The following is a 26645-nucleotide window of genomic DNA, read 5'->3' on the forward strand; positions in this document are numbered from 1 at the left end:
GGGTTTCTTCGTGTCTGAGCAAAAAGACGTCAATTACAAGCGCCACACGGCCCGCTACCGCGCGCGCCGTCGTGCCGCTGACATCATGTACGAGGCTGAAAACCGTGATGTTGATCCCGTGGCCATCATCGAGGATCGAGTCTCGCTGGCACGCGATCATGACAATGGCGTAGCCCCAGTCGCTGAGTACACGCAGATCATCGTCAAGGGTGCCGCTGAAGAACTCGACGTCATTGACGAGACCATCGAGCGCTACCTCTCCGCGGACTGGGAGCTGCACCGTATTCCAGCAGTGGACCGCGCCATCATGCGCGTGGCCGTGTGGGAGATCCTCTTCAATGAGGATGTTCCCAACGCCACGGCGCTAGTCGAGGGCGTTGAGCTAGCCTCCGAGTATTCAAATGACCAGGCTCCGCCTTATATCCACGCTGTGTTGGATGACGTTATCCAGGCCCAGTCGGCCGATAACCCGATGTCTGTGGCAGCCGAAGAGGCGTCGGCACAAGATTTTGAAGACGAGTTCGATTCTCAAGACTAAGCCGCATTGGGCAAAGCAAAAGCGCTGTTACCTACTGAAAGGTAACAGCGCTTTTGTTGTATGTGGGCCACTCGAGGGGCCCACAGGAGCTTAGAGGAGCGAGGAGAGGAACTCCTGGGTGCGCGGGTGCTGCGGGTTGTCGATGACCTGCTGCGGAGTGCCAGATTCGATGACTTGGCCGCCGTCCATGAAGAAAATCTTGTCGGCGACTTCTCGGGCAAATCCCATTTCGTGGGTGACCACCAGCATGGTCATGCCGCCCGCAGCGAGTTCCTTCATGACGCGCAGGACTTCGCCCACCAGCTCAGGGTCGAGAGCTGAAGTCGGCTCATCGAAAAGCATCAGCTTCGGGTCCATCGCCACGGAGCGAGCGATAGCAACACGCTGTTGCTGGCCACCGGAGAGCTGTACTGGGTAGGCGTCAGCCTTATGTGCAAGGCCCACCTGCTCGAGTAGCTCCATGGCGCGCTTTTTTGCTTGTTCCACAGGCTGCTTTTTAACATGGACGGGAGCCTCGATGATGTTCTCGAGGACCGTGCGGTGCGCGAAGAGGTTGAACTGCTGGAAAACCATGCCGATGTCTGCGCGTTGGGCTGCTGCTTCCTTCTCGGAAATCTCGTACAGCGCTCCGTCACGCTCACGATAACCGATGAGGTCACCATCTACGTAGAGCCTGCCTGCCGTAACCTTTTCAAGGTGGTTGCAGCAACGCAGGAACGTCGACTTACCGGAGCCCGAAGGGCCGAGAAGGCACGCGACCTCGCCGGGCTGAACTTCCAAGGTAATGCCTTTGAGCACGTTGAGGCTTCCGAAGGACTTGTGTACGTTCTGTGCGGAAATCATTGGCGTTGCCATTACTTTTTAACCTCTGGGATGACGGAAACGTTGTGGGGGATGGTGCCCTCGGCGTCGGCAAGCGCGGCGAGCTGGCGAGCAGTGAGCTCACGAGTAGCACCACGGTCGAAACGACGCTCCAAGAAGTACTGCGCGATCATCAGCAGGGAGGTGATGACGAGGTACCAGGTTGCTGCCACGAGGAGCAGTGGAATTGGCTCGAAAAGCGCTGCAGAAATGTCCGTAGCGCGGCCGAAGATCTCGTAGGTATACGGAACTGCCACGACCAACGAAGAGGTCTTCAGCAAAGAGATGAACTCGTTGCCTGTCGGCGGAATGATGATGCGCATTGCCTGTGGAAGGACGGTGCGGCGCATGGTCATCCACCAGCCCATACCAAGTGCTTTAGAGGCTTCCTTCTGGCCTTCGGGAACGGCTGAGATACCAGAACGTACAATCTCGGCCATATACGCAGCTTCGTTAAGGCCCAAGCCCAAGACCGAAAGCAGGAAGGCGTTGGTCAAAACGCTGGCGAGCGAAATCTCGGTGAAACCAAGGTTGATGGACTGGTACAAAGCAGAAAGCAGGCCCCAGAACACCAGCTGCACATAGACTGGCGTGCCGCGGAAGATCCAGAGGAAGAGCCAGGCGACGCCTTGGAGAACCGGGTTCGGTGACATCCGCATCACAGCGAGGATGGCACCTCCTACGACGCCGATGATCATCGCCAGTGCTGTAATTGCCAAGGTGTGTAGGGAAGCAACTGCGATGCGGCTATCGAAGAGGTACTGGAAATAGGTATCCCAGCCGAAGGCTTCGTTGCGGGCGGAACTGATAACAAACCAGACGCCGAGCAACACCAGAATCGTGGCAAAAACCCAGCGCCAGGGGTGGCGCAGCGGGCGGGCTTGAATCTCTTTGGGCTCAGCGGCCTTGTTAGACCGTGCCGACTTGGTGGCTTTAGGGGCCTGTGATGGGTTAGTCATTGACTGGCCTTTCATTAATCATTGCCTCTTCCACGAGGCCATCGCTGATGCCCCAGCGTTCCAAGATCTTCTGGTATTCACCGGTTTCGATGAGGTGGTTGAGCGCCGCGGCAACTGCGGGGCCAAGCTTCGAGTCTTTAGGTACAGCGAAGCCATAAGGTGCGGCGTCAAACATGTCACCGACCATTCGCATTTTTCCGTCGGAACGGTTGACAGCCCACGAGGAAACAGGGGAGTCCGCGGACATTGCGTCGGCGCGGCCCATGATGACGGCGAGCGCAGCGTTGTCGCTCGTATCGTAGGAAAGGATGCGGAGGTCGCCGCCGCATGCGTCCTTCTTGGGAATGACGTCGTCTGTCTCTGAGACGGTGGTGCGCTGAACCGCCACGGTCAGCCCGCACGGGTTCGAAGGGTCGACGCGTTTGATACCGTCTGTGCGTTCCGCCCACTGGATGCCTGCGTAGAGGTGGTCGATGAAGTCGAAGTTCTTTCGGCGTTCCTGGTTGTCGGTGAAGCCAGATGCGCCGATATCGATCTGACCCGACTGGACGGCCGGCAGGATCATCGAGAAGTCCTGCTCAACAGGCTGGAATTCAAGGCCCAAGATGTCGGCGATAGCCTTCATCATGTCCATCTCCACGCCGACGATTGCACCATCGGAGTCTTTGAACTCGAATGGCGCAAAGGGAGGGTTAGTGCCTGCCGTCAGGACTCCATCGGCGTCGTCGTAAAGCGCGGCGATTTCTGGAACTTTGTCCAGGCGCGGTTCTTCCCAGCCATCAGGAGTCGAGGACTCGACGTTTGTTACGCAGCCAGCAGCGAGCATCGCGCAGGCGAGTAACCCGCCGCTGGCAGCAATCTTTTTATACATGGTCTTAGCCTTGCTTTTCTGGCACGTGGTAGTTCTTAGCCTTGCGGGCGTCAATAAAAATGAAGATCGAAACGATGATCGCTCCCAAGATAAGCATCACCACAATGAGGCCACTCGAAGCATCTTGGTCCGCACCCCATGGCCACAGCGCACGCAGCGAGCCGAGCATGAAGCCGGCCATAGCTGCCAGGGTTGGCCCACGATGGTTGTCCAGAAGGTAGTTGAGCACCTTCACAAACGCAGCAAGTCCGCAAAGTGCGCCTAACGCAAAGACAGCGATGGTGCCCATCTCGCGGTCTGAAACAGCACCGATAATTGGCTGATAAAGACCCATGGTGAGCAAAATCAGGGAGCCAGAAACACCGGGGAGGACTAAAGCACACACGGCGACCATCGCGGCGAAGAAGACGACGATGAGCGATGGGTTCTCAACAGGATCGGAAGTAAAACCGGTTACGAAGAAAATTGCTGCTGCCGAGATGATAAAGGCCACTATTGATGAAAACTTGAATCGCTCGTCCCTGTCGATCATTGTCAAAGGCACGAAAATGGAGACGGCCACCATTCCGAGGAATAATGCGTTAGAAACGGAGACCTGATTTTCGACGAAGTTATGGAGAATCGTGGAGAATCCAAAAACGGCCGCGAACATGCCGACCGCAACCGACGCGAGGAAAGCCCATTCAACCTTCTTGAGCCGGCCTGAGATGAGGAAGTTAGCATTGTGCAGCGCGCGTTCGTAGATGCCCACGATGAGCGCAACCGTGCCGCCCGAGATGCCAGGAACTAATTCAGCCGAGCCAATGAGTGTGCCGCGAATGGCGTTGAGTACAAATTGCATGTTTTCGAAACTAACCTCTTGGTGCTCTCATTCTCGTTCTGACGTGCCGTAATGGTTAAAGAATTTACTCAAAATGCTGATTAATTCATTTAATCCGCGGTGCCGACATTACATGATAAATACCTTCAGTCTTATATTATTCATAGATCCTGCTCTAAGCAAAAGCCTGTTTACTGCTAAAAAGTATTGATTGAGCTGAGCATAGATGCGGGAAACACGCATTTTACTCTGGGGGAATTAGGGGATAGGTGGTGAAAGCGCAGCTGGCTACTCCCTCCCAAGGGCTGCCGTATTTTGGCGCGCGCAGCCCGTGATAACTGGCACCGTTGAACGCGAATAGTTTCTGCGATGTGAAAAAACCCTCGCACCTAGGCAATAAAGCGCACGGATGCGAGGGTTTGTTGGTGCCCCTGGTGAGACTCGAACTCACACTGAATGGGTTTTGAATCCATTGCCTCTGCCAATTGGGCTACAGGGGCGTGCAACGTTGTGTTGACTGAAATGAAGTTTAGCGCAGTCGTCGAACCAAATACTAATCAGGTGGGGGTAAAGGCTCTAAGATGGGGCGAGTGACTTCTTCGACGACCAAAAACTCCAGCAACAAACCGCGACTTCTGCTCATTGACGGCCACTCCATGGCCTTCCGCGCCTTCTATGCGCTGCCTGCTGAAAACTTCGCAACGTCGGGCGGCCAGCACACCAACGCGGTGTACGGATTCCTTTCGATGCTTGCGAACATTATCGCCGAGGAAAAGCCCGAGTATGTGGGCGTTGCCTTCGATGTGGGCCGCAAGACCTTCCGTACCGAGATGTTTCCCGAATACAAGGCGCAGCGGGAAGCTGCCCCAGAGGAATTCCGCGGCCAGGTCGATCTCATTCGCGAGGTGCTGGGCACTCTGGGCATTACGACACTGTCACGTGAGAACTTTGAGGCCGACGATATCGTAGCCACCCTGGCAACCCAGGCCACGGATTTTGAAACCCTCATCGTCACCGGTGACCGCGACTACCTGCAACTGGTTAACGAGGACACCACAGTCCTGTACCCGATGCGCGGCGTATCGACCCTGCACCGCTTCACCCCGGATGCAGTGGTGGAGAAGTATGGCTTGACCCCTCGGCAATATCCGGACTTCGCTGCGCTGCGTGGCGACCCCTCCGATAACTTGCCGTCGGTTCCGAAGGTAGGTGAGAAGACCGCAACAAAGTGGATTCTCGAGTACGGCTCCCTCGAGGGCCTCATCGAGCATGCCGAAGATATTAAGGGCGTGGCGGGACAGAACTTCCGCGATCGCATCGAGCAGGTGCGCATGAACCGCAAACTGACCCAGATGATCACAGACATGGATCTGGAGGTGGCCCCGGCGGATCTGCAGTTCAAGGGTGCAGCAGTGTCTGAGGTTGCGGAGCGTTTTGACGCGCTCGAGTTCGGCGGCGGGCTCCGCGAGCGTGTCCTTGATGCGATTCCAAATGACGGTGGTGAGGCACCTGCACAAACAGAAGTGCCTACGCAGGAGACGGAGATCGTCGATGCGCCGCTGAAGCAGTGGCTCAAGGACAAGAAGGACGTCGCTGTGTTCGTACAGGGCGACGGGCGTCCGGGCCGCGGGGACGCGAGCGCAATTGCGCTTGTCGACGCCGATTTCCACGGCATGCAGCTCGAGCTCGGCGAACTCAGCGCCGAAGACGATGCAGCACTCGCCCAGTGGCTTACTTCGGATGCGCCCAAGTATTTCCACGAGGCCAAAGCAGCGTTCCATATGCTTGCTGGCCGTGGCATCGAGCTGCGCGGCATTGCGCACGACACTGCAATTGCTGCGTACCTGCTGCGCCCTGGGCAGCGCACCTATGAGCTGTCAGATGTTTATCAACGACACCTTAAGAAGACGCTCGGTCAAGCCAGCGATCAGCTGTCACTGCTAGACGATACGTCCCTGGTGGACCAGGCCGCAGCCATCATGGAGCTGGCCGCAGAACTTACAAAGCAGCTGCAAGCCATCGATTCCTTTGAGCTCTACACCGACCTCGAGCTTCCGCTCGTGGGAATCTTGGCCCGCATGGAGGCCACCGGTATTGCCGTGGACGTGGAGATTCTGGAAACTCAGCTCGACGCCTTCATTGAGCAGGTAGCCGAGCAGGAACGTGCTGCTCGTGAGCTGGCTGGCGACGACTCGCTGAACCTGAACTCACCTAAGCAGTTGCAGGCCGTGCTCTTCGAAACTTTCGAGATGCCAAAGACCAAGAAGACCAAGACGGGCTATTCCACGGCTGCCAAAGAGATTGAGCAGCTTGCCGTGAACCACCCGCACCCGTTCCTTGATCACCTGTTAGCACACCGTGAGTACCAGAAGATGAAGACCACCCTCGAAGGTCTCATCAAGACTGTGCAGCCAGACGGCCGAATTCACACTACCTTCAATCAAACGGTGGCATCGACAGGCCGTTTGTCTTCGACGGAACCCAACCTGCAGAACATTCCTGTGCGCACGGAGGCGGGCCGCCAGATCCGTTCTGCATTCATCGTGGGCGAGGGCTTTGAAACCTTGATGACTGCCGACTACTCACAGATCGAAATGCGCGTCATGGCTCACCTATCTGAGGACCCCGGTCTCATCGAGGCTTACCGGGCAGGGGAGGATCTGCACAACTACGTGGGGTCTAAGGTCTTCGACGTGCCCGTCGACGAGGTCACCCCAGAGCTGCGTCGCCGCGTGAAGGCCATGTCCTATGGTCTGGTCTACGGCCTGTCTGCCTTTGGTCTTTCCCAGCAGCTGGGCATTCCTGCGCGTGAAGCTAAAGAAATCATGGAAAACTACTTCGAGCGCTTCGGTGGCGTGAAGCGCTACCTAGATAACGTGGTGGAGAAGGCACGCAAGGACGGATACACAGCAACCGTGTTCGGGCGACGCCGTTACCTCCCTGAACTCAACTCGGATAATCGCCTCGCGCGTGAGAACGCCGAGCGCGCAGCGCTCAACGCCCCTATCCAGGGCACCGCAGCCGACATCATCAAGGTAGCCATGATTCGCGTCGATAATGCGCTGCGCGATCTTAAGTCCCGAGTGCTACTCCAGGTGCACGACGAACTTGTCGTCGAAGTTGCGCCGGGGGAGGCGGATGAGGTTAAGAAGATTCTTGAGCGCGAGATGGACTCCGCAATTGAACTCACCGTGCCGCTGGAGGTTTCCGCCGGCGCGGGCAAGGATTGGGACGCCGCAGCGCACTAAGGCGCGGCAATCACTGGTCAGTCACTCGACAGGACCGGCCCCGCAACTCCACGCGCGGGGCCGCGCTACGCCGCGCGCTGGCGGCGTTCGACGAGACAGTTAGCCACCATGTCGAAAGGCGTTTGACCAGTGGTCAACACGGAGAGACCAAGGATTCCGAGCACGATAGTCTCGACGTGAGGGACCCCGGTTAAGGAAATCAGGGTCAGCAGAATCCAGGCGTTGCGCAGGGCCGCGCTCCACCAACCGGGTTTGTCTGTGATGACTTCGAGCTGCAAGGACCACTTTCCAAGCGAGGTCCGGGTGCGTGCCTCGCAGATCACTCGATAAAGGTAAAAGACCACAGCGAGGGCCGCGATGTCGTAGATCGCGCCTACTCGCCCAGTTATCGGGGCGTCGAAAAGCGCATTCACGCTCCACCTCACCACCATGATCATGGCCGCGGCGAGGAAGGCATCAATCCACCAAGCCACAACACGGCGCAGCGTGATACCGAGGCGTTCCTTAACCAAAATCTGCATGCAGTAGAGCCTACTCAACGGGTGTCTGCGCTAGACAATGGCGAGCAACTGCCACAGACCGTGAGTGTCGTCTGACGCAGACTGTGATCATTGTCTGACACAGACAAAAATGATTGTTCCCGGGAAAATCTCGCCACGTTCTCTTGACCACTGGCCCCAAGTCAGGTCAAGGTCCTCCGGCCACACGGGCTCGAGGATGTCTTCAATCAGGAATCCGCCGCGGGTTTGTAGCGCGCGCAGCCAGTCGCCTACGGTGCGGTGGAACTCAGCGTAGGTGAGGTTTCCCTCCGCGTCGCTCTCGATATAGGCGCGGTCGAAATACGGCAACTCCGCGGTGAGGTTCGCGGGATCGTCGGGGAAAATCCATCGCATCGGGTGGTTGGTGGAGAACACGAATCTCCCACCGGGCTTAAGTACGCGATGCACTTCCGCCAAGGCTTGGTCGATGTTCGCAATGAAAGGAAGGGCGCCAAAGGCTGAGAACACCACGTCGAATGAATCGTTGGAGTAGGGAAGCGCCAACACATCAGCCTGCACAAGCGGCAAGCCCCCAGGCGCGTGTGTCAGCATCCCGCGCGAAATATCGAAGCCCGTGGCAAACCGCGCGCGTCCTTGCAACCACGCAGTACACGGCGCAGAGCCGCACCCGAGTTCCAAAACTGTGGAAGTAGAGACGTCGCCAAGCAACTGCGCCTGCTCCTCGTGTAGCATCTCGGGACACCAGTAAAACGAGGACAAATATTCCTCGTGTGCCGCATGATAATCGCGGGCGTCGCTGTCCCAGAATTGACGATTCGCGTGCGACGGGGAGAAGCGTGGCGCGGGGGACTGTGAATCAGCAGACACTGAAGGGCTCCTTGAATGCGCGTTCCGCGTGTATATTTGCCGTTTTAGCTGCGCGGATGTAGTGTTGTACGGGCGTGTCTATGCCGTGGGTTGTCTAAGGCTTCCGTAGGAGGGCTTTATACATCGTCACGGCGGGATCGGAATCCATCCTAAACCATCGCCATTTGGCCTGTTTAGAGATGCTTTTCGAGAGACTCGTAACTGTCCAATTACGATCTCCTACATCACTTCGGAGCATTTCTACATATGCCAACTTCTAACACCCCTCAGGTTGCGATTAACGACATCGGAACCGCTGAGGACTTCCTCGCTGCTGTTGACGCAACCATCAAGTACTTCAACGATGGTGACATCGTCGAGGGCACCGTGGTCAAGGTTGACCACGACGAGGTCCTGCTCGACATCGGATACAAGACCGAAGGCGTCATCCCGTCCCGCGAGCTGTCCATCAAGCACGACGTCGACCCGGATGAGGTCGTCGAGGTCGGCGATCAGATCGACGCACTTGTTCTCACCAAGGAGGACAAGGAAGGCCGTCTGATCCTGTCCAAGAAGCGCGCACAGTACGAGCGCGCTTGGGGCGCAGTCGAGGAGCTGCACGCCAAGGAAGAGCCAGTTACCGGTACCGTTATCGAGGTCGTCAAGGGCGGCCTGATTCTGGACATCGGCCTGCGTGGCTTCCTGCCTGCTTCCCTCGTCGAGATGCGTCGCGTCCGCGACCTGGAGCCATACATCGGCCAGGAGCTGGAAGCAAAGATCATCGAGCTCGACAAGCAGCGTAACAACGTTGTTCTGTCCCGCCGTGCATTCCTCGAGCAGACCCAGTCTGAGGTTCGCTCCGAGTTCCTGCACCAGCTGCAGAAGGGCCAGGTCCGCAAGGGCGTTGTTTCCTCCATCGTCAACTTCGGCGCATTCGTCGATCTCGGCGGTGTCGACGGCCTGGTTCACGTTTCCGAGCTATCCTGGAAGCACATCGACCACCCGTCCGAGGTTGTCACCGTTGGCGACGAAGTCACCGTTGAGGTTCTCGACGTTGATCTCGACCGCGAGCGCGTTTCCCTCTCCCTGAAGGCTACCCAGGAAGATCCGTGGCGCGTATTCGCCCGCACCCACGCTGTGGGCCAGATCGTCCCGGGCAAGGTCACCAAGCTCGTTCCGTTCGGCGCATTCGTTCGCGTCGAGGAGGGCATCGAGGGCCTGGTTCACATCTCCGAGCTGGCTCAGCGCCACGTCGAGGTTCCAGACCAGGTTGTCACCGTTGGTCAGGAAGTCATGGTCAAGGTCATCGACATCGATCTCGAGCGTCGTCGTATCTCCCTGTCTGTTAAGCAGGCAGACGAGGACTACACCGAAGAGTTCGATCCGTCCAAGTACGGCATGGCTGACTCCTACGACGAGCAGGGCAACTACGTCTTCCCAGAGGGCTTCGACCCAGAGACCAACGAGTGGCTCGAGGGCTTCGACGAGCAGCGTCAGGCTTGGGAGGCGCGCTACGCCGAGTCCGAGCGTCGCTTCAACCTGCACACCGCTCAGATCGAGCGCAACCGTGCCGCAGCCGCTGAGGCTGCAGAGGCTAACGAGTCCTCCAACTACTCCTCCGAGTCCAACGATGCAGCTCCGGCATCCGAGGCACCGGCTGAGGTTGGCGGCTCCTTGGCTTCCGACGAGCAACTCGCTGCTCTGCGCGACAAGCTCGCTGGCAACTAAGTCTTAACTTTCAAGGCTTAAACAGCGCCTAGCTGAATGTGGGCCGCATCCTTCGTTCTTATTTGAACGCAGGATGCGGCCTTTTCGCGTAACCTGAACCTTTATGAAACTCATCGGACTCACCGGCGGCATCGGAAGCGGAAAGTCCACCGTTGCGCGTTTGCTCAAGGAACAGGGCTGGACTGTGGTCGACGCGGACCAGATCGCGCGGGACATCGTTGAGCCAGGCGAGCCGGCACTGACAGAGCTTGCTGAGGCGTTTGGCGCTGATATTATCCGCGAGGACGGAAGCTTGAACCGTGGTCTTCTGGCCACGCGCGCGTTTGGCGACGCCGCGTCGACGCAGCGCCTCAACGACATTACGCACCCACGAATCGAGGCTGAGACTCAGCGGCGGTTCGACGCTGCCCGCAGCGCTGGCGAGGAATTTGTGGTGTATGACATGCCATTGCTCGTGGACAAAGGTCTCCACACTGGGATGGATTACACCATCGTGGTCGACGTGGATGTGGCCACGCGTGTGCAGCGCCTCGTGGAGTTTCGCGGTCTTGATGAGACCGATGCGCGGCGCCGGATCGCAGCGCAGATTTCGGATGACGCGCGGCTGGCAGCCGCTGACTTTGTCATTGATAACAACGGTTCCCTTGAGGAACTTCCTGGGCAAGTTGAACGTGTGGTGCATGAAATCGCCGTTAAGAAATAGATTGTTGCAGGCTTTTCTTAAGACAACTAATTTTCATTATTGATGTAGACAAAATTTACGCAGTTCTCTTTTTGTGTTCATTTTGGTTTCTTAGTGTCTGCTCCTATGGGGACGTGGGACGTAGGGCCATTTGATAATCATGCCGCTTGTGAGTTGCTTGCGGAGCTTCGTGATGGCACCTTCGATTTCGAGCATTTCAAGAGATCCTGCGCTGATAGTCCCCTTGACGTAGATGAAGCTGAAATGGTTATTGCGCTGGGAGCGCTAGTGAATACTCCGCAGGATCGGCTGCCCAACGGCGTGTCAGCTAAGGAATTGAAGTCGATTTGTACTCCGCAGTCGCGAGCGTGGTTGCGAAAGAAGATTAATTCGACCTTGGAGCCTGAAAGCTCGCCTGTTTATGCGCTGTGGGAAACAACAGGGGAGTTGGAGATCTGGGTGCAGTCGGTTCGTGCGTCTTTGCCCTAGGTGGCCGAACACGATAAAGCGCGTTTAGCCGCGCAATGGTTGCCAAGAAATAGCGCTAGACTGGCCGTCATGGCTTTTGCAGCAGAACATCCCATTTTGCCCGTCTCTGAACACCGTCCCGTTGGAGAGGTGGAGCGGCGATCCGCAAAATTCAAGGTGGAGTCAGAGTTTCAGCCCTCGGGCGACCAGCCGGCTGCCATCGCTGAGCTCGACGAGCGTCTCAGTAGAGGCGAGCGCGATGTTGTGCTCATGGGTGCAACCGGTACAGGCAAATCAGCTACAGCAGCGTGGCTCATTGAAAAGCAACAGCGTCCCACGCTCGTCATGGCCCCAAACAAGACCTTGGCAGCGCAATTGGCTAACGAGCTGCGCCAGCTGCTCCCACACAATGCGGTGGAGTACTTCGTCTCCTACTACGACTACTACCAACCAGAGGCCTATATCGCGCAGACGGATACCTACATTGAGAAGGATTCCTCCATTAACGAGGACGTCGAACGCCTGCGCCACGCCGCGACTTCCTCACTGCTTTCTCGCCGCGACGTTGTCGTTGTTTCCTCCGTGTCTTGTATCTACGGTCTGGGCACGCCGCAATCTTATTTAGACCGTTCGGTGATAATCGAGGAAGGCGAGGAAATCGACCGCGACCGCTTCCTGCGCCTTCTTGTGGATATTCAATATGAGCGCAACGATGTGGGCTTTACTCGTGGTACTTTCCGCGTGAAGGGCGATACGGTCGACATCATCCCGGCCTACGAGGAACGTGCGGTACGGATTGAGTTCTTTGGTGATGATGTTGACGAGCTCTATTACATCCATCCGCTGACGGGCGACGTCCTCGAGCGCGTCGACGAGGTGCGAATCTTTCCAGCTACGCACTATGTGGCTGGTCCAGAACGCATGGCAAAGGCAGTGGAAGATATCAAGGCGGAACTTGCCGAGCGGCTCGCCGACCTAGAAAACCGCGGCAAGTTACTAGAGGCGCAGCGTCTGCGCATGCGTACCGAGTACGACCTAGAGATGATTGAGCAGGTTGGCTTCTGTTCCGGCATTGAGAACTACTCCCGCCACATTGACGGGCGCCCGGCAGGTTCCGCACCAGCTACGCTGCTGGACTACTTCCCAGAGGACTTCCTGACCATCATTGACGAGTCTCACGTAACCGTTCCGCAGATTGGCGGCATGTTCGAAGGCGACATGTCCCGCAAGCGCAACCTTGTGGAATTCGGGTTCCGCCTGCCGTCAGCTACGGACAACCGTCCGCTAACCTTCGACGAATTCGAAGAACGCGTTGGCCAGACCGTCTACATGTCCGCAACCCCAGGCAACTTCGAGCTCACGGCCTCCCAAGGCGAGTACGTGGAGCAGGTTATTCGCCCAACCGGCCTTATTGATCCGAAAGTCACAGTCAAGCCGACCAAGGGCCAGATCGACGATCTCATCGATGAGATTCGGCAACGCACGGCAAAGCAAGAACGTGTGCTCGTCACCACGCTTACCAAGCGCATGGCCGAGGACCTCACGGATTACCTGTTGGAGCACGGCGTTAAGGTTCGCTATCTCCACTCAGACATCGATACCTTGCAGCGCGTGGAGCTGTTGCGCCAGCTGCGCTTGGGCGAGTACGACGTCCTCGTGGGCATCAACCTGCTGCGTGAGGGACTTGACCTTCCCGAGGTTTCTTTGGTGGCCATCCTTGATGCCGATAAGGAGGGCTTTCTGCGCTCGACGACGTCTCTTATCCAGACCATTGGCCGTGCGGCGCGAAATGTCTCAGGCGAGGTCATTATGTACGCGGACAAAATAACTGACTCGATGCAGGAGGCCATTGAGGAAACCGAGCGACGCCGCGAGAAGCAAATTGCCTATAACGAGGAACACGGAATTGACCCGCAGCCGTTGCGCAAGAAGATCGCGGACATTCTGGACCAGGTCTACGAATCCGATGGGGAAGAGGCCGCCGCAAGTGACCCAGCCGCGCTGATGGATAAGCCTGATGTCTCCACGATGGCAGTCGATGAGGTACAAAAGCTGATCGACGACCTCACCGCCCAGATGGGCGCTGCGGCTCGTGAACTCAAATTTGAGCTGGCGGGCCGGCTACGTGATGAGATTGCGGATCTCAAGAAAGAACTGCGCGGTCTCAAGGAAGCGGGAATCTAAAAGAGCTTAAAGGTGAAGCGTGGGCGACACGGTCGCAAAATTGTGAGAAAAACAGCACGTTGATTAATGCGTCAAAATTGACACGTCGAGTAACGAGTCAGTCACAAAATTGTTAGACTAGCGATTGCGCCTTTAAAGCATAAGCAATTTGCATATTCTGCATCATCACTTGGGGCTAAGGCCCCTAAAGAAAGGTCATCATGAGCGATTACAACAAGATCGTGGTTGGCACCGACGGATCCAAGTCCTCCCTCCTCGCAGTGGAGCGCGCCGCCAAGATCGCCGCAGCATTCGATGCAACTCTAATCATCGGTTGTGCTTACTACGAGAACCAGGAGCAGGCTTCCAAGACCTTGCGCCAGGATTCCGTGACCATTCTGGGTGACGAGAAGGCAGAGGCTAACCTGCAGGCGGGCAAGGAGCACGCCGAGAAGTTCGGTGTTGCTAAGGTTGAGACCGCGGTTCGCCCTGGCACCCCAGTCCAGGCACTGATGTCCATCGTCAACGATAACAACGCTGACCTACTCATCGTCGGTAACCGCGGCATCAACTCCCTGACCGGCCGTCTGCTGGGTTCCGTTCCGGCCGATGTTGCTCGCCAGTCCGATTGCGACGTCATGATCGTCCACACCGTGAACTAAGAACCTGTGCCGCCCAAGCGGCAGCAGATAAGGCCTAGGGCTCCTCACTGAGGAACCCTAGGCCTTTATTTTTTTAAATCCGCTGTGCTCGCCGGCCTATGCACCGGGACCGGACGCATTGTTGGTGTCTTAGCTGTCGGAGTCGTACACCTCACTGTTGATTTCGGGCTCGATGCCGCGCATCTTGGCAGCCAAGGTGTGGCCATTTTCGCCCTGAATTAGTGGAATCGAAAAAGAGCCTTCCTCATTCGCGTCCGCGAGTGGTGCTAAAGAACCGTGGGAGAGCAGTTGCTCTTGCGGGGAGAGGTTGCGTATTGCTACCGCCGCTACCCGGTCCGGATGCTCGTTGGCGGCGTCGCCATAGGTGAGCGGGTCATGCTGCCCGTCGTCACCAATAAGCAGCCACTTCATCCACGGGAAAGCGATGAAGAGGTTACGCAGCTGCACGCGTTTGTGCTCCTGACCGTTGCGGAAGAGACCGGTAGGAGTTGGTCCCCAGTCCGTCAATAGCAATGGCCCCTTAGGGAAGCCGTTATTTTCCATGAAGGTGACCAAGGTATCGTAGGTATTCCATGCACCCGTGGACAAGTAAATGAACGGCATGTCGGGGTGCTTGGCACGCAGCTCTTGGTAGAACCCAGCCATGCCCTCTACAGGCTGACGGGTGTTGGTTCGCTTGACCCAGGAATTCCAAGCTGCCGTCATAGCGCGTGGAAGCCACGTCACCATAACAGTGTCATCGATGTCGCTGACCACGCCCAGAGGCGAGTCTTCCGAGACAATGAGTACCTCAGCGGTGATTGGCTCTGCGCCTGCAGCATCAATAGTGACTTCGTGCCAGCCGGCCGCAAGGCCATGCTCATGAACCAAAATGTCCACGTAGCCGTTGTAGTTAGTGTGCCCGGTTACAGTCTTTCCGTTTACGGTCACTGAAACATCGAGGTTGGCCACCTGGATAGTAAAGAACTGCCGGTAGCCTCGCTGTGCCCAAGTCTCATTTTCTGTGGACTCAGGGTCATGCATGAGAACACGGCCCAAGACGTGAACAAACTCGGTGTTGCCATATCCGGCATAACCCGAAAGCTTGGGTACCCATCCTTTGCGGGTGGAACGTCGCAAAGCTGCCGAGTTGGAAGCGCGTTCAATTTTACGTGCGATGTCAGATAAAGCCATGCCCACCAGACTAGTGGAAGATTTCCTGCCACCGTCCGGCCAACGTCAAGGATTGCGTGGCGCGAGTTACCGCAACATACAGATTTTGCAAGCCTTGTGGAGAGGCCGCAACGATGTCGTCAGGATCCACTACGACCACATGGTCGAACTCAAGTCCTTTAATGTCCTCGACGTTTTCCCGCGTGATAACAGCATTCAGCCGGCCATCTTTGTCTGTGAAAGTGCCGGGTACGTAGTCTCGTGTCTCTGTCGCAAATTCGACGGGCACACCATCTCGAACCGCCACGGCGGGCGTCGATTGGGGGTTAATAAGCTCCAATAACGAATTGGCCAAATCTGCAATTGGCTGGGGAGTGCGGTAGTTGACGGTCAATTGATGATGCCGGAAACGCTTCGCTACAAAAGGTTCTAAGGCTTCAGCCCAGTCATCAACTCCAGCAGGAGCACCAGTCTGCGCGGTGTCACCCACAAGCGTCATCCACCGAGAAGGGCTGCGACGGAATAGCATCCGCCACTCCATGGGGCTGAGTTCTTGCGCTTCGTCAACGATGATGTGTCCGTAAGCCCAGGTGTAATCCTCCTGCGCACGTTCGGCCGTGGTGCGGTTGTCGCTTACTTCCTGGCGGCGCGCGAGGGTCTCTGCGTCGATGACGTCGTGTGCGGACAAGATCTCCGCATCGAACATGTCGTCATCGTTGTCGGTCGAGTCAGAGGAAGTCAGAATATCGAGCGCATCCTCCGCATCGGCAACCTGTTCACGCCAGGCTTTGTCCGCGGCTGCCTTCTCCTCCTCTGGGTTTGGCATACCGATGAGGACCGCTAGCTCGTCCAACAAGGCCGCATCCGATGCAGTCCACGCATCACCTTGCGCGCGGTACAGGGCTTCACGGGTCTCAGAATCATAGTCGCTGGCGGCAGCGTCAATTTGCTCCTGGGAGGACAAGAGATCAGCCAGAACTGTGCGCGGGTCGAGCGTGGGCCAAAACTGTTCGATGAGTTGCTGCACCTGCGGCTCATCCACCAGATCGTCATGCAGCTGATCGACGTCGGCGCGGGACAGGAGATTCTTACCGCCCAACGGGTCCGCACCAATTCTTTGTGCCATCTGTTGTGCGAGGGACTCGATGAGATGCTCAGAAAATGCTGCTTGCGCATCGTTGTGCGATTTGCGGGAGCGGCGGGCACGAGTGCGTGCCGCCTTGACCATTGCAGCATCGATATCCAATTCCAAGTGCTCTGCGGTAATGCACTGGGTGTCAGTGGGCAGGGTCTGGTAGTTCTTCACCGCGGCGGACAGGATATCCACCATTGCTTCAGAACCCTTGATCTCGCGCCCGAGTAGTGGCTCTTGATGGGTTGGCGTGATGCCTGGGAACAGGTCACCCACGGTGGAAAGAACCACGCCGGTCTCGCCGAGTTCCGGAAGAACGCGGGAGATGTAGTCCAAGAAGGTGGAGTTCGGGCCGACGATGAGCACGCCAGTGGCAGCCAGTTGTTCGCGATGGGTGTAGAGCAGATACGCCACTCTATGGAGCGCCACTGCGGTCTTTCCTGTGCCGGGTCCGCCCTCAACTACGAGGACGCCGCGGGTATTGTCGCGGATGATCTCATCTTGTTCGCGCTGGATGGTCTCCACGATGGATTCCATGTGGCCCGTACGTGCTCGCTGGAGTGCTTGGTAGAGCGCGGATTCACTGGCAACGCCTGCGCTTTCCGACGCCGTGCCTGTACCTGAGAGGACCTCATCGTTGATGTCCGTAACGAGGCGGCCTTTGGTACGAATGTGCCGGCGGACGGTGACGCCCTCTGGCTGCGCCGTGGTCGCAAGGTAGAAGGGGCGGGCCATTGGTGCACGCCAGTCGAGGAGGAGCGTCCGGTAGTCGTCCTCACGAGCATCCAGGCCCATCCTGCCGATATACCTGCGGTCGAGGCCTTCTTCGGTGGGATTGTCGCCGGGGGCGTCGATGTCTATGCGACCAAAGACTAAGCCGAGCTGAGCCAGATTAAGGCGGTCCAACTTCGCTTGCAGGCCGTGGTACTCCGTTTCACGGCGGATGAGTGCGTCTGCGTCTGGAGTATGCGGGTCGACGTCTTTCTGCACCTCGTTTAGCTTCTCATTGGCCAAGGCAACTTCTCGGTCGAGCCGGGAGAAGAGATTATCGACGTATTCTTGTTCCGCGTTAATTTCGCGTGCGGTCTCATTCGTCACTGGTCCCTGCGGCGACTTGGCGTTAGACAACTCTGGTGAAGACACTCTGCTCCCAAAATCTCGATGCATGTGGACCGTGCGGACACGGTTAGAAAAACAACAACGGCCCAGCATACCTTGCTGGGCCGCTGAGGGTTAAAGGCTTAGTTCAGGCGGTCGCCGAACTTCTTGATGGCCTTGTCGATCTTCTTGGAAGCTTCAGCCTGAAGCTTCTCAGCGCGCTTGGTTGCCTTCTTAACTGCGCGCTTGTTGGACTTGGTGTCCACCTTGGCCAGAGCATCGTCAGCCCGGGACTGTGCCTTCGTAGCAGCCTTGACAGCGCTCTTGCGTGCCAGCTCGGCGTTGTCCTGAGCTGCAGACAGCCAGTCATCCTTGTTGTCATCGATGAAGTTACGAGCCTGCTCGGCGCTGTCTTCGATGAAAGAGCGAGCAGTGTCTACGAGACCCTTGCCGGTCGCTTGCCAATCATCCTTGTTGTCATCGACGTATTCCTTGGCGCCCTCGAACCAGTCGGTGGCCTTGGAGGAGAAGTCATCCGCGCGGTCAGAGATGCTGTCAGCGAACTTCTGCTGCTCGGACTTGGTGGGCAGAGCCTGCTGAATCTTCTTGTTGGTGCGCTCCGCAGTCTTGGATGCACGCCAGCGCAGGGAAGGCTTACCCTCGGTGTCCTGGGTCGCGATAAAGAGCGCGCCTAGCAGAGCGGTGTTGGTGAGGAAACCGTTGCGGCGGTCGTTTTTCTCCTCGGTGGTCTCAGCCTCCCAGAAAGCGTTACGGCCAAGCAGATTAGGCAGCGTAGACAATGCGAGAACTGCGGCGGAGGTGCGCGGTGCTTTGCCCAGTGCAAGCGTGGAACCGGCGCCGACCTTGAGGCCGCCGATTGCGCGCGCTGCGAGCTCAGGGTCATTGGGAATGTAACCGGCGTACTGGACTGGAACGACCTTACGCAGACGGTTGAGCACGGACTCCGTTTCCGCTACGTGGTCGGAAGCGTTACGGAGAGTATCGACACCGTCCCATACGAAAACCGAAGCCAGCATCGGGCGGGCAAACTTACGAATCATTACGTGCTCCATTCATTGAGTAAATTAATGTGCGTTAAACCAGTGTACGGAAAAATGCCGGCCCGCGGAGCGAGTCGAGCGCCCCTACTCGCCCCCGAGAGGGGAAGAATTTGGTGTCTACCAGCGGCGTTCCCACCACTCGTCGAGTTTCGGCCGTTCCTCACCAAGAGTTGTAGATTTGCCGTGGCCTGGTCGGACAATCGCTGAATCTGGATAGGCGTCGAAGATGCGCTCGCTGACGTCTTTGTACAGCCTGACGAAGTCTCCCTCTGAGGTGGTCTTTCCTACGCCACCTGGGAAGAGCGAATCGCCGACAAACAAGTTCGTCGTGCCATCGATATCCACGGCAATCGCGGCCCCGCCTGGGGTGTGGCCACGCAGGATGATTGCAGGAAACTCGCGGCCGGCGAATGGAACTGTGTCCCCCTGGCGCAGATCGACGTCGACCGGTGCGGGCAATGCAGGGGAGTCCAGGAAGGAAGCATAGTGGGTGGCCCCGGTGGCCTCGATGATGTCTTTCGTTGCCCGCACGTGGTCCCAGTGGCGGTGGGTCGTCAGCAAAGCGGTGATCTTCACACCCTGTTCTGCAGCCAGTTGGAGGATTGCCTGCGCATCATCCGCGGCGTCGACAAGCAGTGCTTCATCACCGCAACAAATCAGGTAGCAGTTGTTGTCCATGTCGGAGACGGAAATACTGTGAAGGGAAAGCGTGTTATTCATGTGTCCAACCCTACGGGTAGATTCTTAGAGAGACATTTTCTACTGGCCTAGCTGACCCCACAGCGCGGGCCGATAAGAGGAGGCACACATAGTGGCTGATCGTTTGGTCGTTAGTGGAGCTCGCGAGCACAACCTAAAAGGCGTCGATATCGACCTGCCGCGTGACAAAATGGTGGTTTTCACTGGCTTGTCGGGTTCTGGCAAGTCATCGCTTGCCTTTGACACCATTTTCGCAGAGGGCCAGCGGCGCTACGTGGAGTCGTTGAGCTCTTATGCTCGCATGTTCTTGGGCCAGATGGACAAGCCGGACGTGGACTTTATCGATGGACTTTCGCCGGCGGTCTCCATCGACCAGAAATCGACGAACCACAACCCCCGTTCGACTGTGGGCACCATCACGGAGATCTACGATTATCTGCGTTTGCTGTTTTCGCGTGCTGGCACCCCGCATTGCCCGGAATGCGATGCAGTGATCGAGCGGCAGACGCCGCAGCAGATTGTGGATGCTGTTCTTGAGCTGGAAGAAAAGCTGAAGTTCCAGGTTCTCGCGCCGGTGGTGCGCAAACGCAAGGGTGAGTTTGTTGATCTCTTCGCGGATCTCGCATCGCAGGGTTACTCCCGCGTGCGCGTCGACGGCGAGGTTTACCAGCTTACCGAGCCGCCAACGCTGAAAAAACAGATCAAGCACGACATCGACGTCGTTGTTGACCGCCTCCAGGTCAAGGCTTCCCAAAAGCAACGTTTGACTGACTCTGTGGAGACCGCTTTGCGCCTGGCTGGCGGTTTGGTGACACTCGACTTCATCGATAACCCGGAGCTCACTCACACCTACTCCGAAAAAGCCGCTTGTCCGAATGGCCACGCGCTGACCATCGAGGAATACGAGCCGCGCGCGTTCTCCTTCAACGCACCCTTTGGTTCCTGCCCGGTCTGTGATGGTCTCGGTACCCGTCTCGAAGTTGATGTGGACCTGCTCATACCAGATCCAGATGCTCCCGCAGTCGACGCCATTCAGCCGTGGCACTCGAGTCCGAACTCGCGCTACTTCGTCAAGCTCGTCGAGGGCCTGGCTAAGACCATGGGCTTCGACCCGAAGACCCCGGTTTCCGAGCTGACCAAGGAGCAGCGTGACGCCCTCATCTACGGCACGGACATTGAGGTCAATGTTCGCTACAAGAATCGTTACGGCCGCCAGCGCAATTGGAATGCGCCTTTCGAGGGCGCCATTGGCTTCTTGGAGCGCAAGCTGGAGCAAGCAGACTCCGACTCGCAGAAGGATCGCCTGCTTCAGTACACGCGCCGCGTGGCGTGCAACGCGTGTAAAGGCACTCGTCTGCGTCCGGAGATCCTCGCCGTGCGCCTTGAGTCCACTGCTCACGGCGAAAAGTCCATCGCGGGTTTGTCCGCGTTGTCCATTGAAAGCGCTGCAGAGTTCCTGGATTCACTAGTCTTGGGTCACCGCGAGGAAATTATTGCCGGCGCTGTGCTCAAGGAGATCCAAGCCCGCCTGCGTTTTTTGCTCGACGTGGGCTTGAACTACCTGACCTTGGACCGCGGCGCTTCGACGTTGTCGGGTGGCGAGGCGCAGCGTATTCGCTTGGCTACTCAGATTGGTTCGGGCTTGGCGGGCGTCCTGTACGTCCTCGACGAGCCGTCGATCGGCCTGCACCAGCGCGATAACCAGCGCCTCATCACTACGTTGAAGCGTCTGCGCGATATCGGCAACACCCTCATCGTTGTCGAGCACGACGAAGATACGATCCGCGAAGCGGACTGGCTTGTCGACGTCGGGCCTCGCGCCGGCGAGTATGGCGGCGAGGTGGTCTATCAAGGTGAGCCAGAGGGAATCCTCGAAGTTGAGGAGTCGCTGACGGGTCAATACTTGGCCGGTAATCGCGTCTTGGCCGTGCCGGATTCGCGCCGCGAGATCGATAAGGACCGAACCCTCAAGGTTGTCGGCGCGCGTGAGAACAACCTCAAGGGCATCGACGTCGAGATTCCACTGGGCGTCCTGGTGTGTATCACCGGTGTTTCAGGCTCCGGTAAGTCGACGGTGGTCAACCAGATTCTGGCGAAGACTCTGGCCAATAAGCTCAACCGCGCTCGCCAGGTTCCGGGACGCGCCAAGCGAGTAGAGGGCGTCGAGCACTTGGACAAGCTCGTGCAGGTGGACCAAAGCCCAATTGGCCGTACCCCACGTTCTAATCCCGCGACCTACACTGGTGTCTTCGACAAGATCCGCAACCTCTTCGCCGAGACACAAGAGGCGAAGGTTCGCGGCTATAAACCTGGCCGTTTCTCTTTCAACGTCAAGGGCGGTCGCTGTGAGGCGTGCCAAGGTGACGGCACCTTGAAGATCGAGATGAACTTCCTGCCGGACGTTTATGTCCCGTGTGAGGTTTGCCAGGGCGCTCGCTACAACCGTGAGACGCTTGAGGTTCTCTACAAGGGCAAGAACATCGCGGAGGTTCTTGACATGCCGATCTCCGAGGCAGCGGAGTTCTTTGAGCCGATTACCTCGATCCATCGTTACCTCGCCACGCTTGTCGACGTCGGACTGGGCTATGTTCGCTTGGGCCAAGCGGCAACCACGCTTTCTGGTGGCGAGGCTCAACGCGTGAAGCTGGCATCTGAGCTGCAGAAGCGAACCAATGGTCGTACCGTGTACATCCTCGATGAGCCGACGACTGGACTGCACTTCGAGGACATCCGAAAGCTGATGCTCGTCATCCAGGGGCTCGTTGATAAGGGCAACTCGGTGCTCATCATTGAACACAACCTCGATGTAATCAAGGCAGCTGACTGGATTGTCGACATGGGTCCGGAAGGTGGCGATGGTGGAGGAACCGTTGTTGCGCAAGGTACTCCCGAGGATGTTGCAAAGGTGAAAGGCTCTTATACCGGCCAGTACCTCAAGGAGCTGTTGTAAGAGGCGGCTGCGCCCTAGACAAGGCTAGAATCTTTCGATTGAAGCACGTGAGATCCTTCCAGCTGATTACATCAGCGCTGGTTATCTTCGGATTATCAGGAGCAGCGGGCGGTTGTGACAATGTCCAAACGGCTCCTGAGGGGGACGCTCAGGGTCAAGCCTTGCAATCTGTGGAGGCTTTAGCTGGTGTGCTTAAAGATCGGAGCGCTGAGGAAGATTCGCTGCGTCTAGCTGGAGAACTGGATCGCGTGATTCGCCGTGTTGAAAAGCGCTACGGTGTCGAAGCAGGTGTTGCTATTGATGCTCAGTCTGGATCCGTCCAGCGTGGTCTGAAGGGCGAGGAGCCGACCTGGTCCACAATCAAAGTGCCGATTGCGATTGCAGCGGCGGAGGTCGGCGCGGATGAGCAGATGATAGATCTGGCAATCGAACAATCTGACAATGACGCCGCATATGCGTTGTGGACCCAGGTGCAATGGGAAACCGGTGACGCGAATGGCGCGGTTTCAGACCTGCTCGACGAATACGACGCACCAGCTAAAGTAGAGGACTCCTTTGGCTACTCCACATGGACGCTGAAAAATCAGGCTGCATTTGGGGCTTCACTTCCGTGCGTCGCTCATGCCCGCCATGTATATGATGCGATGGCCAATCTCATCGTCTACCACGGCAACGGGCTCTCCGCACTGCCCGATACGCGTGCAAAGGGCGGATGGGGTCTGTCTGAGATTGATGGAATGTATGCCCACCGGCAGTTCGGCGTGCGCACCACCAAAGGCGCCGAGCCGCAGAGCGTTGGGCTAGCAATCGAAGTCGTGATGCCGGGGGATGATTTCAGCGATGCTGAGCCGGCTCTCAATGCGCTAGCGAAGGGCGTCGACAAGCTTGTGGAGCAAGCCATCGAAGATGGGGACATAAAACCCTTTGCAGCGTGCAGGCGGATCTAAACAAGTTGTGGATGCAGTCAAAAGTGTGGGCGCGTTGCGATTTGGATTTTGTATGAGCCGGTGTTAAAGTAATCAGCACTACCGCCCGTAGGACCTTCTCCAGGAGGTCTCGGGTCACAAGCGGAGTTTCTCCCACCTGAAGCCGCGAAGTTCTTTGACTTCGTAGGATAAAGGTAAAAGGGTTGAGGTTAATACCTTAACGTTTTTATGAGAGCTCCCGGCTGCTTCTGGCAGACCGGGATTTCGTTTGTGGTCTCGGTAGGCACATCACTAACCCCCTAATCGAGGAGAACCACAATCAGCGCTGAAGCTCGCATTAATGAGCGCATCCGAGTACCCGAGGTCCGTCTTGTTGGCCCCGGTGGTGAACAGGTGGGCATTGTCCGTACTGATGATGCTCGCAAGCTTGCATACGAAGCAGATCTTGACTTGGTCGAGGTGGCACCTAATGCAAAGCCGCCAGTAGCCAAGATCATGGACCACGGCAAATTTAAGTATGAGCAGGCTCAGAAGGCTCGCGAAGCCCGTAAGAACCAACAGCAGACTGTGGTTAAGGAACAGAAGTTCCGTCCGAAGATCGATGATCACGATTATGAAACCAAGAAGGGCAATGTGGTGCGCTTCCTGGAGAAGGGTTCCAAGGTCAAGGTAACCATCATGTTCCGTGGCCGCGAGCAGTCGCGTCCGGAACTTGGTTTCCGCCTGCTGGAGCGCCTCGCCGAGGATGTCGCCGAGTACGGCATCGTCGAGTCTCGCCCCAAGCAGGATGGTCGCAACATGACCATGGTTTTGGGACCCGTCCGCAAGGGCAAGAAGTAGACCAAGCTCCACTTAGGATTTAAGGACTTAATTCTCATGAAGCAGAAGACCCACAAGGGCACCGCCAAGCGCGTCAAGGTGACCGGTTCCGGCAAGCTGCGCCGTGAGCAGGCTGGCCGCCGCCACCTGCTGGAGGGCAAGCCATCCAAGCAGACCCGTCGTCTCAAGGGCACCAAGGACGTTGCACCTTCCGACGTCAAGCGCGTCAAGCGCCTGCTCGGCCGCTCCTAATTAGCGCCGAATCAACCCACTTACTAAACCCACAAAAGATTAAGGAAGTATTACTGTGGCACGAGTAAAGCGCTCAGTTAACGCCAAGAAGAAGCGCCGCGCGATTCTGAAGTCCGCTAAGGGCTACCGCGGCCAGCGCTCCCGCCTCTACCGTAAGGCCAAGGAGCAGTGGCTGCACTCCATGACTTACGCTTACCGCGACCGTCGTGCTCGTAAGTCTGAGTTCCGCAAGCTGTGGATCCAGCGCATCAACGCTGCTGCCCGCATGAACGACATCACCTACAACCGTCTCATCCACGGCCTGCGCTTGGCTGAGATCGAGGTTGACCGCAAGATCCTCGCTGAGCTTGCTGTAAACGACTTCGAGGCATTCTCCGCACTGTGCGAGGCTGCAAAGGCTGCACTGCCGGAGGACGTCAACGCTCCGAAGGCTGCCTAAGAACCGATACTTAAGGTTCTTTATTGAGCTTTATGCTCGCCAATCCCTCCACCTGAGTCCACGCGAACAGGTGGAGGGATTCGTCGTTTTATGGTGACTGTGCGGAAAATGTCGCTGCAATTTTCTTAAACCGGCAGATAATCAAATTCCCATTGGTTGGGGATGATTCCCCAATTGATTCTTTCTTTTATGTGCCGAGTGATTTGTCGTGTTACCTTGATTGTGGTGTTCAGCGCAGGGGCGTTGAACTTTTTTCTTAAATTTTGTCCATTTTCAGGAGCACTTTTATGACCTACCCAAATAATGGTTTTCAGCAAGGCAATGCTGGTGGCCAGCCGGTAAACCCATTTGGCCAGCCACAGGGTAACAATGTTCCAGCGCAGTTTCAGGGCGAACAACCGCAATATGGCCAGGGCTATTCTGCGCCGCAGCAATTTAGCCAACCGCAATACGGGCAGGCCTACCCAATGCAACAGCAGTATGCCGTTGTAGCTGAGCAGAAGTCCTGGGTTGCTGCATGGCTGCTCGCCTTTTTCTTCGGCTACCTCGGCGCGCACAACTTCTACCTGGGGAACACCGGGCGCGCGCTCGGCCAGTTGTTGGGCTTCATCTTCGGTTGCATCACCGTGTTTGTGCTCATTGGTTTCTTTGTAGTTGGTTTCATCTCATTGTGGGCATTCGTTGAGTTCATCATGATTCTGGCCGGCGCCGGCGGATTCGACCGTGATGCGCAAGGCGTTCCGCTGCGTAAGTAGTCTTAAGTAGTCTGTCGACCTTCACCCTCCATCTTTCGGGCAATGCGAGATGGAGGGTTTGTGCATTGAAAGCCTTGTCCGGGTGAAAGGGCTCAAGGTGATTGGCCTTGCAGGGGAGGGGGAGGTTCTAAGCGCCAAACCTGGCTAGTAAGGTGGTGGCCATGAACCTCGACTTTGAGAGTGCCTTTACAGAGCGCACGCCGCGCATCGTCAATGCCGCCAAACTGCACCGTGCAGCGGCCCGCAAAAAGGCGAATCAATTCATCATTGAGGGCGAAAACGCAGTCGACGCCGCAGTATCTACCGGGGCCGCCACTGACGTATTCGTGACCGAGAAGGCTGCGGAACGCTTCCAAGACATCGTCACTGCGTGTGGCTATATGGATGTCTACGTCCATCCAATCACCGACAAAGCCGCACGCCATCTCTCTGATACCGCAACCACAACCGGTCTTTTCGCACTCTGCAAGCCTGTTCTTTGGTCGGCCGGAAAGATTCTCAACGGCAAGCCAAATCTAGTATCTGTGCCAGTCCTTACCTCGGAGCCTGGCAATGCTGGAACGCTCATCCGTACTTCGGACGCTATGGGCGCCGACGGCGTCATCTTTGCAGGCGAGACAGTCGATCCTCTGGGTTGCAAAGTGGCGCGTGCCTCGGCTGGGTCACTGTTTCATATTCCCGTAGCGCGCGATCCGAACATCAAGGATGTGCTTGGGCAGCTGCGGAAGTCAGGCATGCAGATTCTGGCGACTGCCGCTGATGGGGAAGTAGATCTTGCCGAGGCCGATCTCAGCCAACCCACCGCCTGGTTGTTCGGTAACGAAGCTCATGGACTAGGGGAGTTGCAAGAAGAAGCGGACATGCGCGTGCGCATTCCGATCCTCGGCCGCGCGGAGTCGCTCAACCTTGCCACGGCAGCCTCAATTTGTTTGTATGAATCTGCCAAAGCGTTGAATCGCTCCTAAAGATTGCCTGGCAGGTCACGATCCGAACGGGAAAGTGGTGGCTAACGAACG

General features: G+C 57.1%; 25 protein-coding genes and 1 tRNA gene. 14 read left to right on the plus strand and 12 right to left on the minus strand.

All coding sequences use genetic code 11. The features are described from left to right. The first annotated feature begins 10 nt into the window (after positions 1–10). The gene (gene nusB / locus I6I72_RS13275) at positions 11–538 is read left to right on the plus strand and encodes a transcription antitermination factor NusB (RefSeq protein WP_049063987.1); all 528 of its coding nucleotides are present in this window, start codon (positions 11–13) and stop codon (positions 536–538) included. A gap of 90 nt (positions 539–628) precedes the next feature. Here the strand turns inward: nusB and I6I72_RS13280 are convergent, their stop codons facing one another. The 5 genes from I6I72_RS13280 to I6I72_RS13300 form a co-directional block, all read right to left on the minus strand. After that, positions 629–1393 (minus strand): amino acid ABC transporter ATP-binding protein, encoded by a 765-nt coding sequence (locus tag I6I72_RS13280; RefSeq protein ID WP_005529299.1) that lies wholly within the window; start codon positions 1391–1393, stop codon positions 629–631. After that, positions 1393–2358, minus strand: coding sequence for an amino acid ABC transporter permease (locus I6I72_RS13285; RefSeq protein WP_049063988.1), 966 nt, complete (start codon positions 2356–2358; stop codon positions 1393–1395). Before I6I72_RS13285 ends, I6I72_RS13280 begins: the two co-directional genes overlap by 1 nt. Then, complete coding sequence (locus I6I72_RS13290; RefSeq protein ID WP_049147627.1) at positions 2351–3229, minus strand: ABC transporter substrate-binding protein; 879 nt, start codon at positions 3227–3229, stop codon at positions 2351–2353. Before I6I72_RS13290 ends, I6I72_RS13285 begins: the two co-directional genes overlap by 8 nt. Before the next feature lie 4 nt (positions 3230–3233). Continuing rightward, entirely contained in the window at positions 3234–4070 is an 837-nt protein-coding gene (locus I6I72_RS13295; protein ID WP_201807196.1) for a DUF368 domain-containing protein, read from the minus strand. A gap of 402 nt (positions 4071–4472) precedes the next feature. Then, positions 4473–4549, minus strand: a tRNA-Leu gene (locus I6I72_RS13300). An 81-nt stretch (positions 4550–4630) separates the two neighbouring features. Between I6I72_RS13300 and polA the strand changes: the two genes are divergently transcribed. After that, entirely contained in the window at positions 4631–7297 is a 2667-nt protein-coding gene (gene polA / locus I6I72_RS13305; RefSeq protein ID WP_201807198.1) for a DNA polymerase I, read from the plus strand. Between the two features lie 65 nt (positions 7298–7362). Here polA and I6I72_RS13310 read toward each other — a convergent pair whose 3' ends face one another. Then, positions 7363–7818 (minus strand): RDD family protein, encoded by a 456-nt coding sequence (locus I6I72_RS13310; protein ID WP_172454573.1) that lies wholly within the window; start codon positions 7816–7818, stop codon positions 7363–7365. An 87-nt stretch (positions 7819–7905) separates the two neighbouring features. Next, on the minus strand, positions 7906–8664 hold the full coding sequence (locus I6I72_RS13315) for a class I SAM-dependent methyltransferase (RefSeq protein ID WP_049151735.1): 759 nt from the start codon (positions 8662–8664) through the stop codon (positions 7906–7908). Between the two features lie 246 nt (positions 8665–8910). Here I6I72_RS13315 and rpsA point away from each other — a divergent pair, with 246 nt between their 5' ends. The 5 genes from rpsA to I6I72_RS13340 all read left to right on the plus strand — a co-directional run bounded on the left by rpsA (position 8911) and on the right by I6I72_RS13340 (position 14346). After that, positions 8911–10371 (plus strand): 30S ribosomal protein S1, encoded by a 1461-nt coding sequence (gene rpsA, locus I6I72_RS13320; RefSeq protein ID WP_049063996.1) that lies wholly within the window; start codon positions 8911–8913, stop codon positions 10369–10371. 103 nt (positions 10372–10474) lie between these two features. After that, a complete protein-coding gene (gene coaE, locus I6I72_RS13325) occupies positions 10475–11074 on the plus strand; it encodes a dephospho-CoA kinase (protein ID WP_049063998.1) in 600 nt (199 codons plus the stop codon). A gap of 93 nt (positions 11075–11167) precedes the next feature. Then, on the plus strand, positions 11168–11542 hold the full coding sequence (locus tag I6I72_RS13330; protein WP_236592641.1) for a DUF4259 domain-containing protein: 375 nt from the start codon (positions 11168–11170) through the stop codon (positions 11540–11542). Between the two features lie 69 nt (positions 11543–11611). Beyond that, positions 11612–13705, plus strand: a complete 2094-nt coding sequence (gene uvrB / locus I6I72_RS13335; protein WP_049064272.1) for an excinuclease ABC subunit UvrB — start codon at positions 11612–11614, stop codon at positions 13703–13705. A gap of 200 nt (positions 13706–13905) precedes the next feature. Next, entirely contained in the window at positions 13906–14346 is a 441-nt protein-coding gene (locus I6I72_RS13340) for a universal stress protein (protein ID WP_005529320.1), read from the plus strand. Positions 14347–14475: 129 nt separating this feature from the next. On the opposite strand, the gene I6I72_RS13345 is transcribed toward I6I72_RS13340, so the two are convergent. The 4 genes from I6I72_RS13345 to I6I72_RS13360 form a co-directional block, all read right to left on the minus strand. Next, a complete protein-coding gene (locus I6I72_RS13345; RefSeq protein ID WP_049158866.1) occupies positions 14476–15519 on the minus strand; it encodes an App1 family protein in 1044 nt (347 codons plus the stop codon). A 10-nt stretch (positions 15520–15529) separates the two neighbouring features. After that, positions 15530–17797, minus strand: a complete 2268-nt coding sequence (locus I6I72_RS13350) for a HelD family protein (RefSeq protein ID WP_407644962.1) — start codon at positions 17795–17797, stop codon at positions 15530–15532. A 74-nt stretch (positions 17798–17871) separates the two neighbouring features. Further along, the gene (locus tag I6I72_RS13355; protein WP_201807200.1) at positions 17872–18789 is read right to left on the minus strand and encodes a DoxX family protein; all 918 of its coding nucleotides are present in this window, start codon (positions 18787–18789) and stop codon (positions 17872–17874) included. Positions 18790–18906: 117 nt separating this feature from the next. Then, complete coding sequence (locus I6I72_RS13360) at positions 18907–19509, minus strand: MBL fold metallo-hydrolase (protein ID WP_100087422.1); 603 nt, start codon at positions 19507–19509, stop codon at positions 18907–18909. A gap of 91 nt (positions 19510–19600) precedes the next feature. Between I6I72_RS13360 and uvrA the strand changes: the two genes are divergently transcribed. From uvrA to rplT, 5 genes are all read left to right on the plus strand, one after another. Then, positions 19601–22438: an excinuclease ABC subunit UvrA gene (gene uvrA / locus I6I72_RS13365; protein ID WP_100618674.1), complete on the plus strand. Its 2838-nt coding sequence runs from the start codon at positions 19601–19603 to the stop codon at positions 22436–22438. 47 nt (positions 22439–22485) lie between these two features. Further along, complete coding sequence (locus I6I72_RS13370) at positions 22486–23385, plus strand: serine hydrolase (RefSeq protein ID WP_236592708.1); 900 nt, start codon at positions 22486–22488, stop codon at positions 23383–23385. 297 nt (positions 23386–23682) lie between these two features. Next, positions 23683–24204 carry a translation initiation factor IF-3 gene (infC, locus tag I6I72_RS13375; protein WP_080548604.1) on the plus strand — a complete coding sequence of 174 codons (522 nt, stop codon included), beginning with the start codon at positions 23683–23685 and terminating at the stop codon, positions 24202–24204. Between the two features lie 36 nt (positions 24205–24240). Next, positions 24241–24435, plus strand: a complete 195-nt coding sequence (rpmI, locus tag I6I72_RS13380) for a 50S ribosomal protein L35 (RefSeq protein WP_005529328.1) — start codon at positions 24241–24243, stop codon at positions 24433–24435. Positions 24436–24490: 55 nt separating this feature from the next. Further along, the gene (gene rplT, locus I6I72_RS13385) at positions 24491–24874 is read left to right on the plus strand and encodes a 50S ribosomal protein L20 (RefSeq protein WP_005323264.1); all 384 of its coding nucleotides are present in this window, start codon (positions 24491–24493) and stop codon (positions 24872–24874) included. A gap of 125 nt (positions 24875–24999) precedes the next feature. Here rplT and I6I72_RS13785 read toward each other — a convergent pair whose 3' ends face one another. Next, positions 25000–25317: a hypothetical protein gene (locus I6I72_RS13785; protein WP_236592642.1), complete on the minus strand. Its 318-nt coding sequence runs from the start codon at positions 25315–25317 to the stop codon at positions 25000–25002. 24 nt (positions 25318–25341) lie between these two features. On the opposite strand from I6I72_RS13785, the gene I6I72_RS13790 reads away from it, so the two are divergent. After that, positions 25342–25629, plus strand: a complete 288-nt coding sequence (locus tag I6I72_RS13790) for a TM2 domain-containing protein (protein WP_223197846.1) — start codon at positions 25342–25344, stop codon at positions 25627–25629. Between the two features lie 161 nt (positions 25630–25790). Further along, the gene (locus tag I6I72_RS13395; protein ID WP_005529332.1) at positions 25791–26594 is read left to right on the plus strand and encodes a TrmH family RNA methyltransferase; all 804 of its coding nucleotides are present in this window, start codon (positions 25791–25793) and stop codon (positions 26592–26594) included. The last annotated feature ends 51 nt before the right edge of the window (positions 26595–26645 follow it).

It is taken from the genome of Corynebacterium striatum (assembly GCF_016728105.1).
In the GTDB taxonomy this organism is placed as follows: domain Bacteria; phylum Actinomycetota; class Actinomycetes; order Mycobacteriales; family Mycobacteriaceae; genus Corynebacterium; species Corynebacterium striatum.

Bases quoted from the DNA above. Each gene is read 5' to 3' on its own strand.
- I6I72_RS13280 (WP_005529299.1), bottom strand. From the start codon at position 1,393: ATGGCAACGCCAATGATTTCCGCACAGAACGTACACAAGTCCTTCGGA.
- I6I72_RS13285 (WP_049063988.1), bottom strand. From the start codon at position 2,358: ATGACTAACCCATCACAGGCCCCTAAAGCCACCAAGTCGGCACGGTCT.
- I6I72_RS13290 (WP_049147627.1), bottom strand. From the start codon at position 3,229: ATGTATAAAAAGATTGCTGCCAGCGGCGGGTTACTCGCCTGCGCGATG.
- I6I72_RS13295 (WP_201807196.1), bottom strand. From the start codon at position 4,070: ATGCAATTTGTACTCAACGCCATTCGCGGCACACTCATTGGCTCGGCT.
- polA (WP_201807198.1), top strand. From the start codon at position 4,631: ATGGGGCGAGTGACTTCTTCGACGACCAAAAACTCCAGCAACAAACCG.
- I6I72_RS13310 (WP_172454573.1), bottom strand. From the start codon at position 7,818: ATGCAGATTTTGGTTAAGGAACGCCTCGGTATCACGCTGCGCCGTGTT.
- rpsA (WP_049063996.1), top strand. From the start codon at position 8,911: ATGCCAACTTCTAACACCCCTCAGGTTGCGATTAACGACATCGGAACC.
- coaE (WP_049063998.1), top strand. From the start codon at position 10,475: ATGAAACTCATCGGACTCACCGGCGGCATCGGAAGCGGAAAGTCCACC.
- uvrB (WP_049064272.1), top strand. From the start codon at position 11,612: ATGGCTTTTGCAGCAGAACATCCCATTTTGCCCGTCTCTGAACACCGT.
- I6I72_RS13340 (WP_005529320.1), top strand. From the start codon at position 13,906: ATGAGCGATTACAACAAGATCGTGGTTGGCACCGACGGATCCAAGTCC.
- I6I72_RS13345 (WP_049158866.1), bottom strand. From the start codon at position 15,519: ATGGCTTTATCTGACATCGCACGTAAAATTGAACGCGCTTCCAACTCG.
- I6I72_RS13350 (WP_407644962.1), bottom strand. From the start codon at position 17,797: ATGCATCGAGATTTTGGGAGCAGAGTGTCTTCACCAGAGTTGTCTAAC.
- I6I72_RS13355 (WP_201807200.1), bottom strand. From the start codon at position 18,789: ATGATTCGTAAGTTTGCCCGCCCGATGCTGGCTTCGGTTTTCGTATGG.
- I6I72_RS13360 (WP_100087422.1), bottom strand. From the start codon at position 19,509: ATGAATAACACGCTTTCCCTTCACAGTATTTCCGTCTCCGACATGGAC.
- rpmI (WP_005529328.1), top strand. From the start codon at position 24,241: ATGAAGCAGAAGACCCACAAGGGCACCGCCAAGCGCGTCAAGGTGACC.
- I6I72_RS13790 (WP_223197846.1), top strand. From the start codon at position 25,342: ATGCAACAGCAGTATGCCGTTGTAGCTGAGCAGAAGTCCTGGGTTGCT.
- I6I72_RS13395 (WP_005529332.1), top strand. From the start codon at position 25,791: ATGAACCTCGACTTTGAGAGTGCCTTTACAGAGCGCACGCCGCGCATC.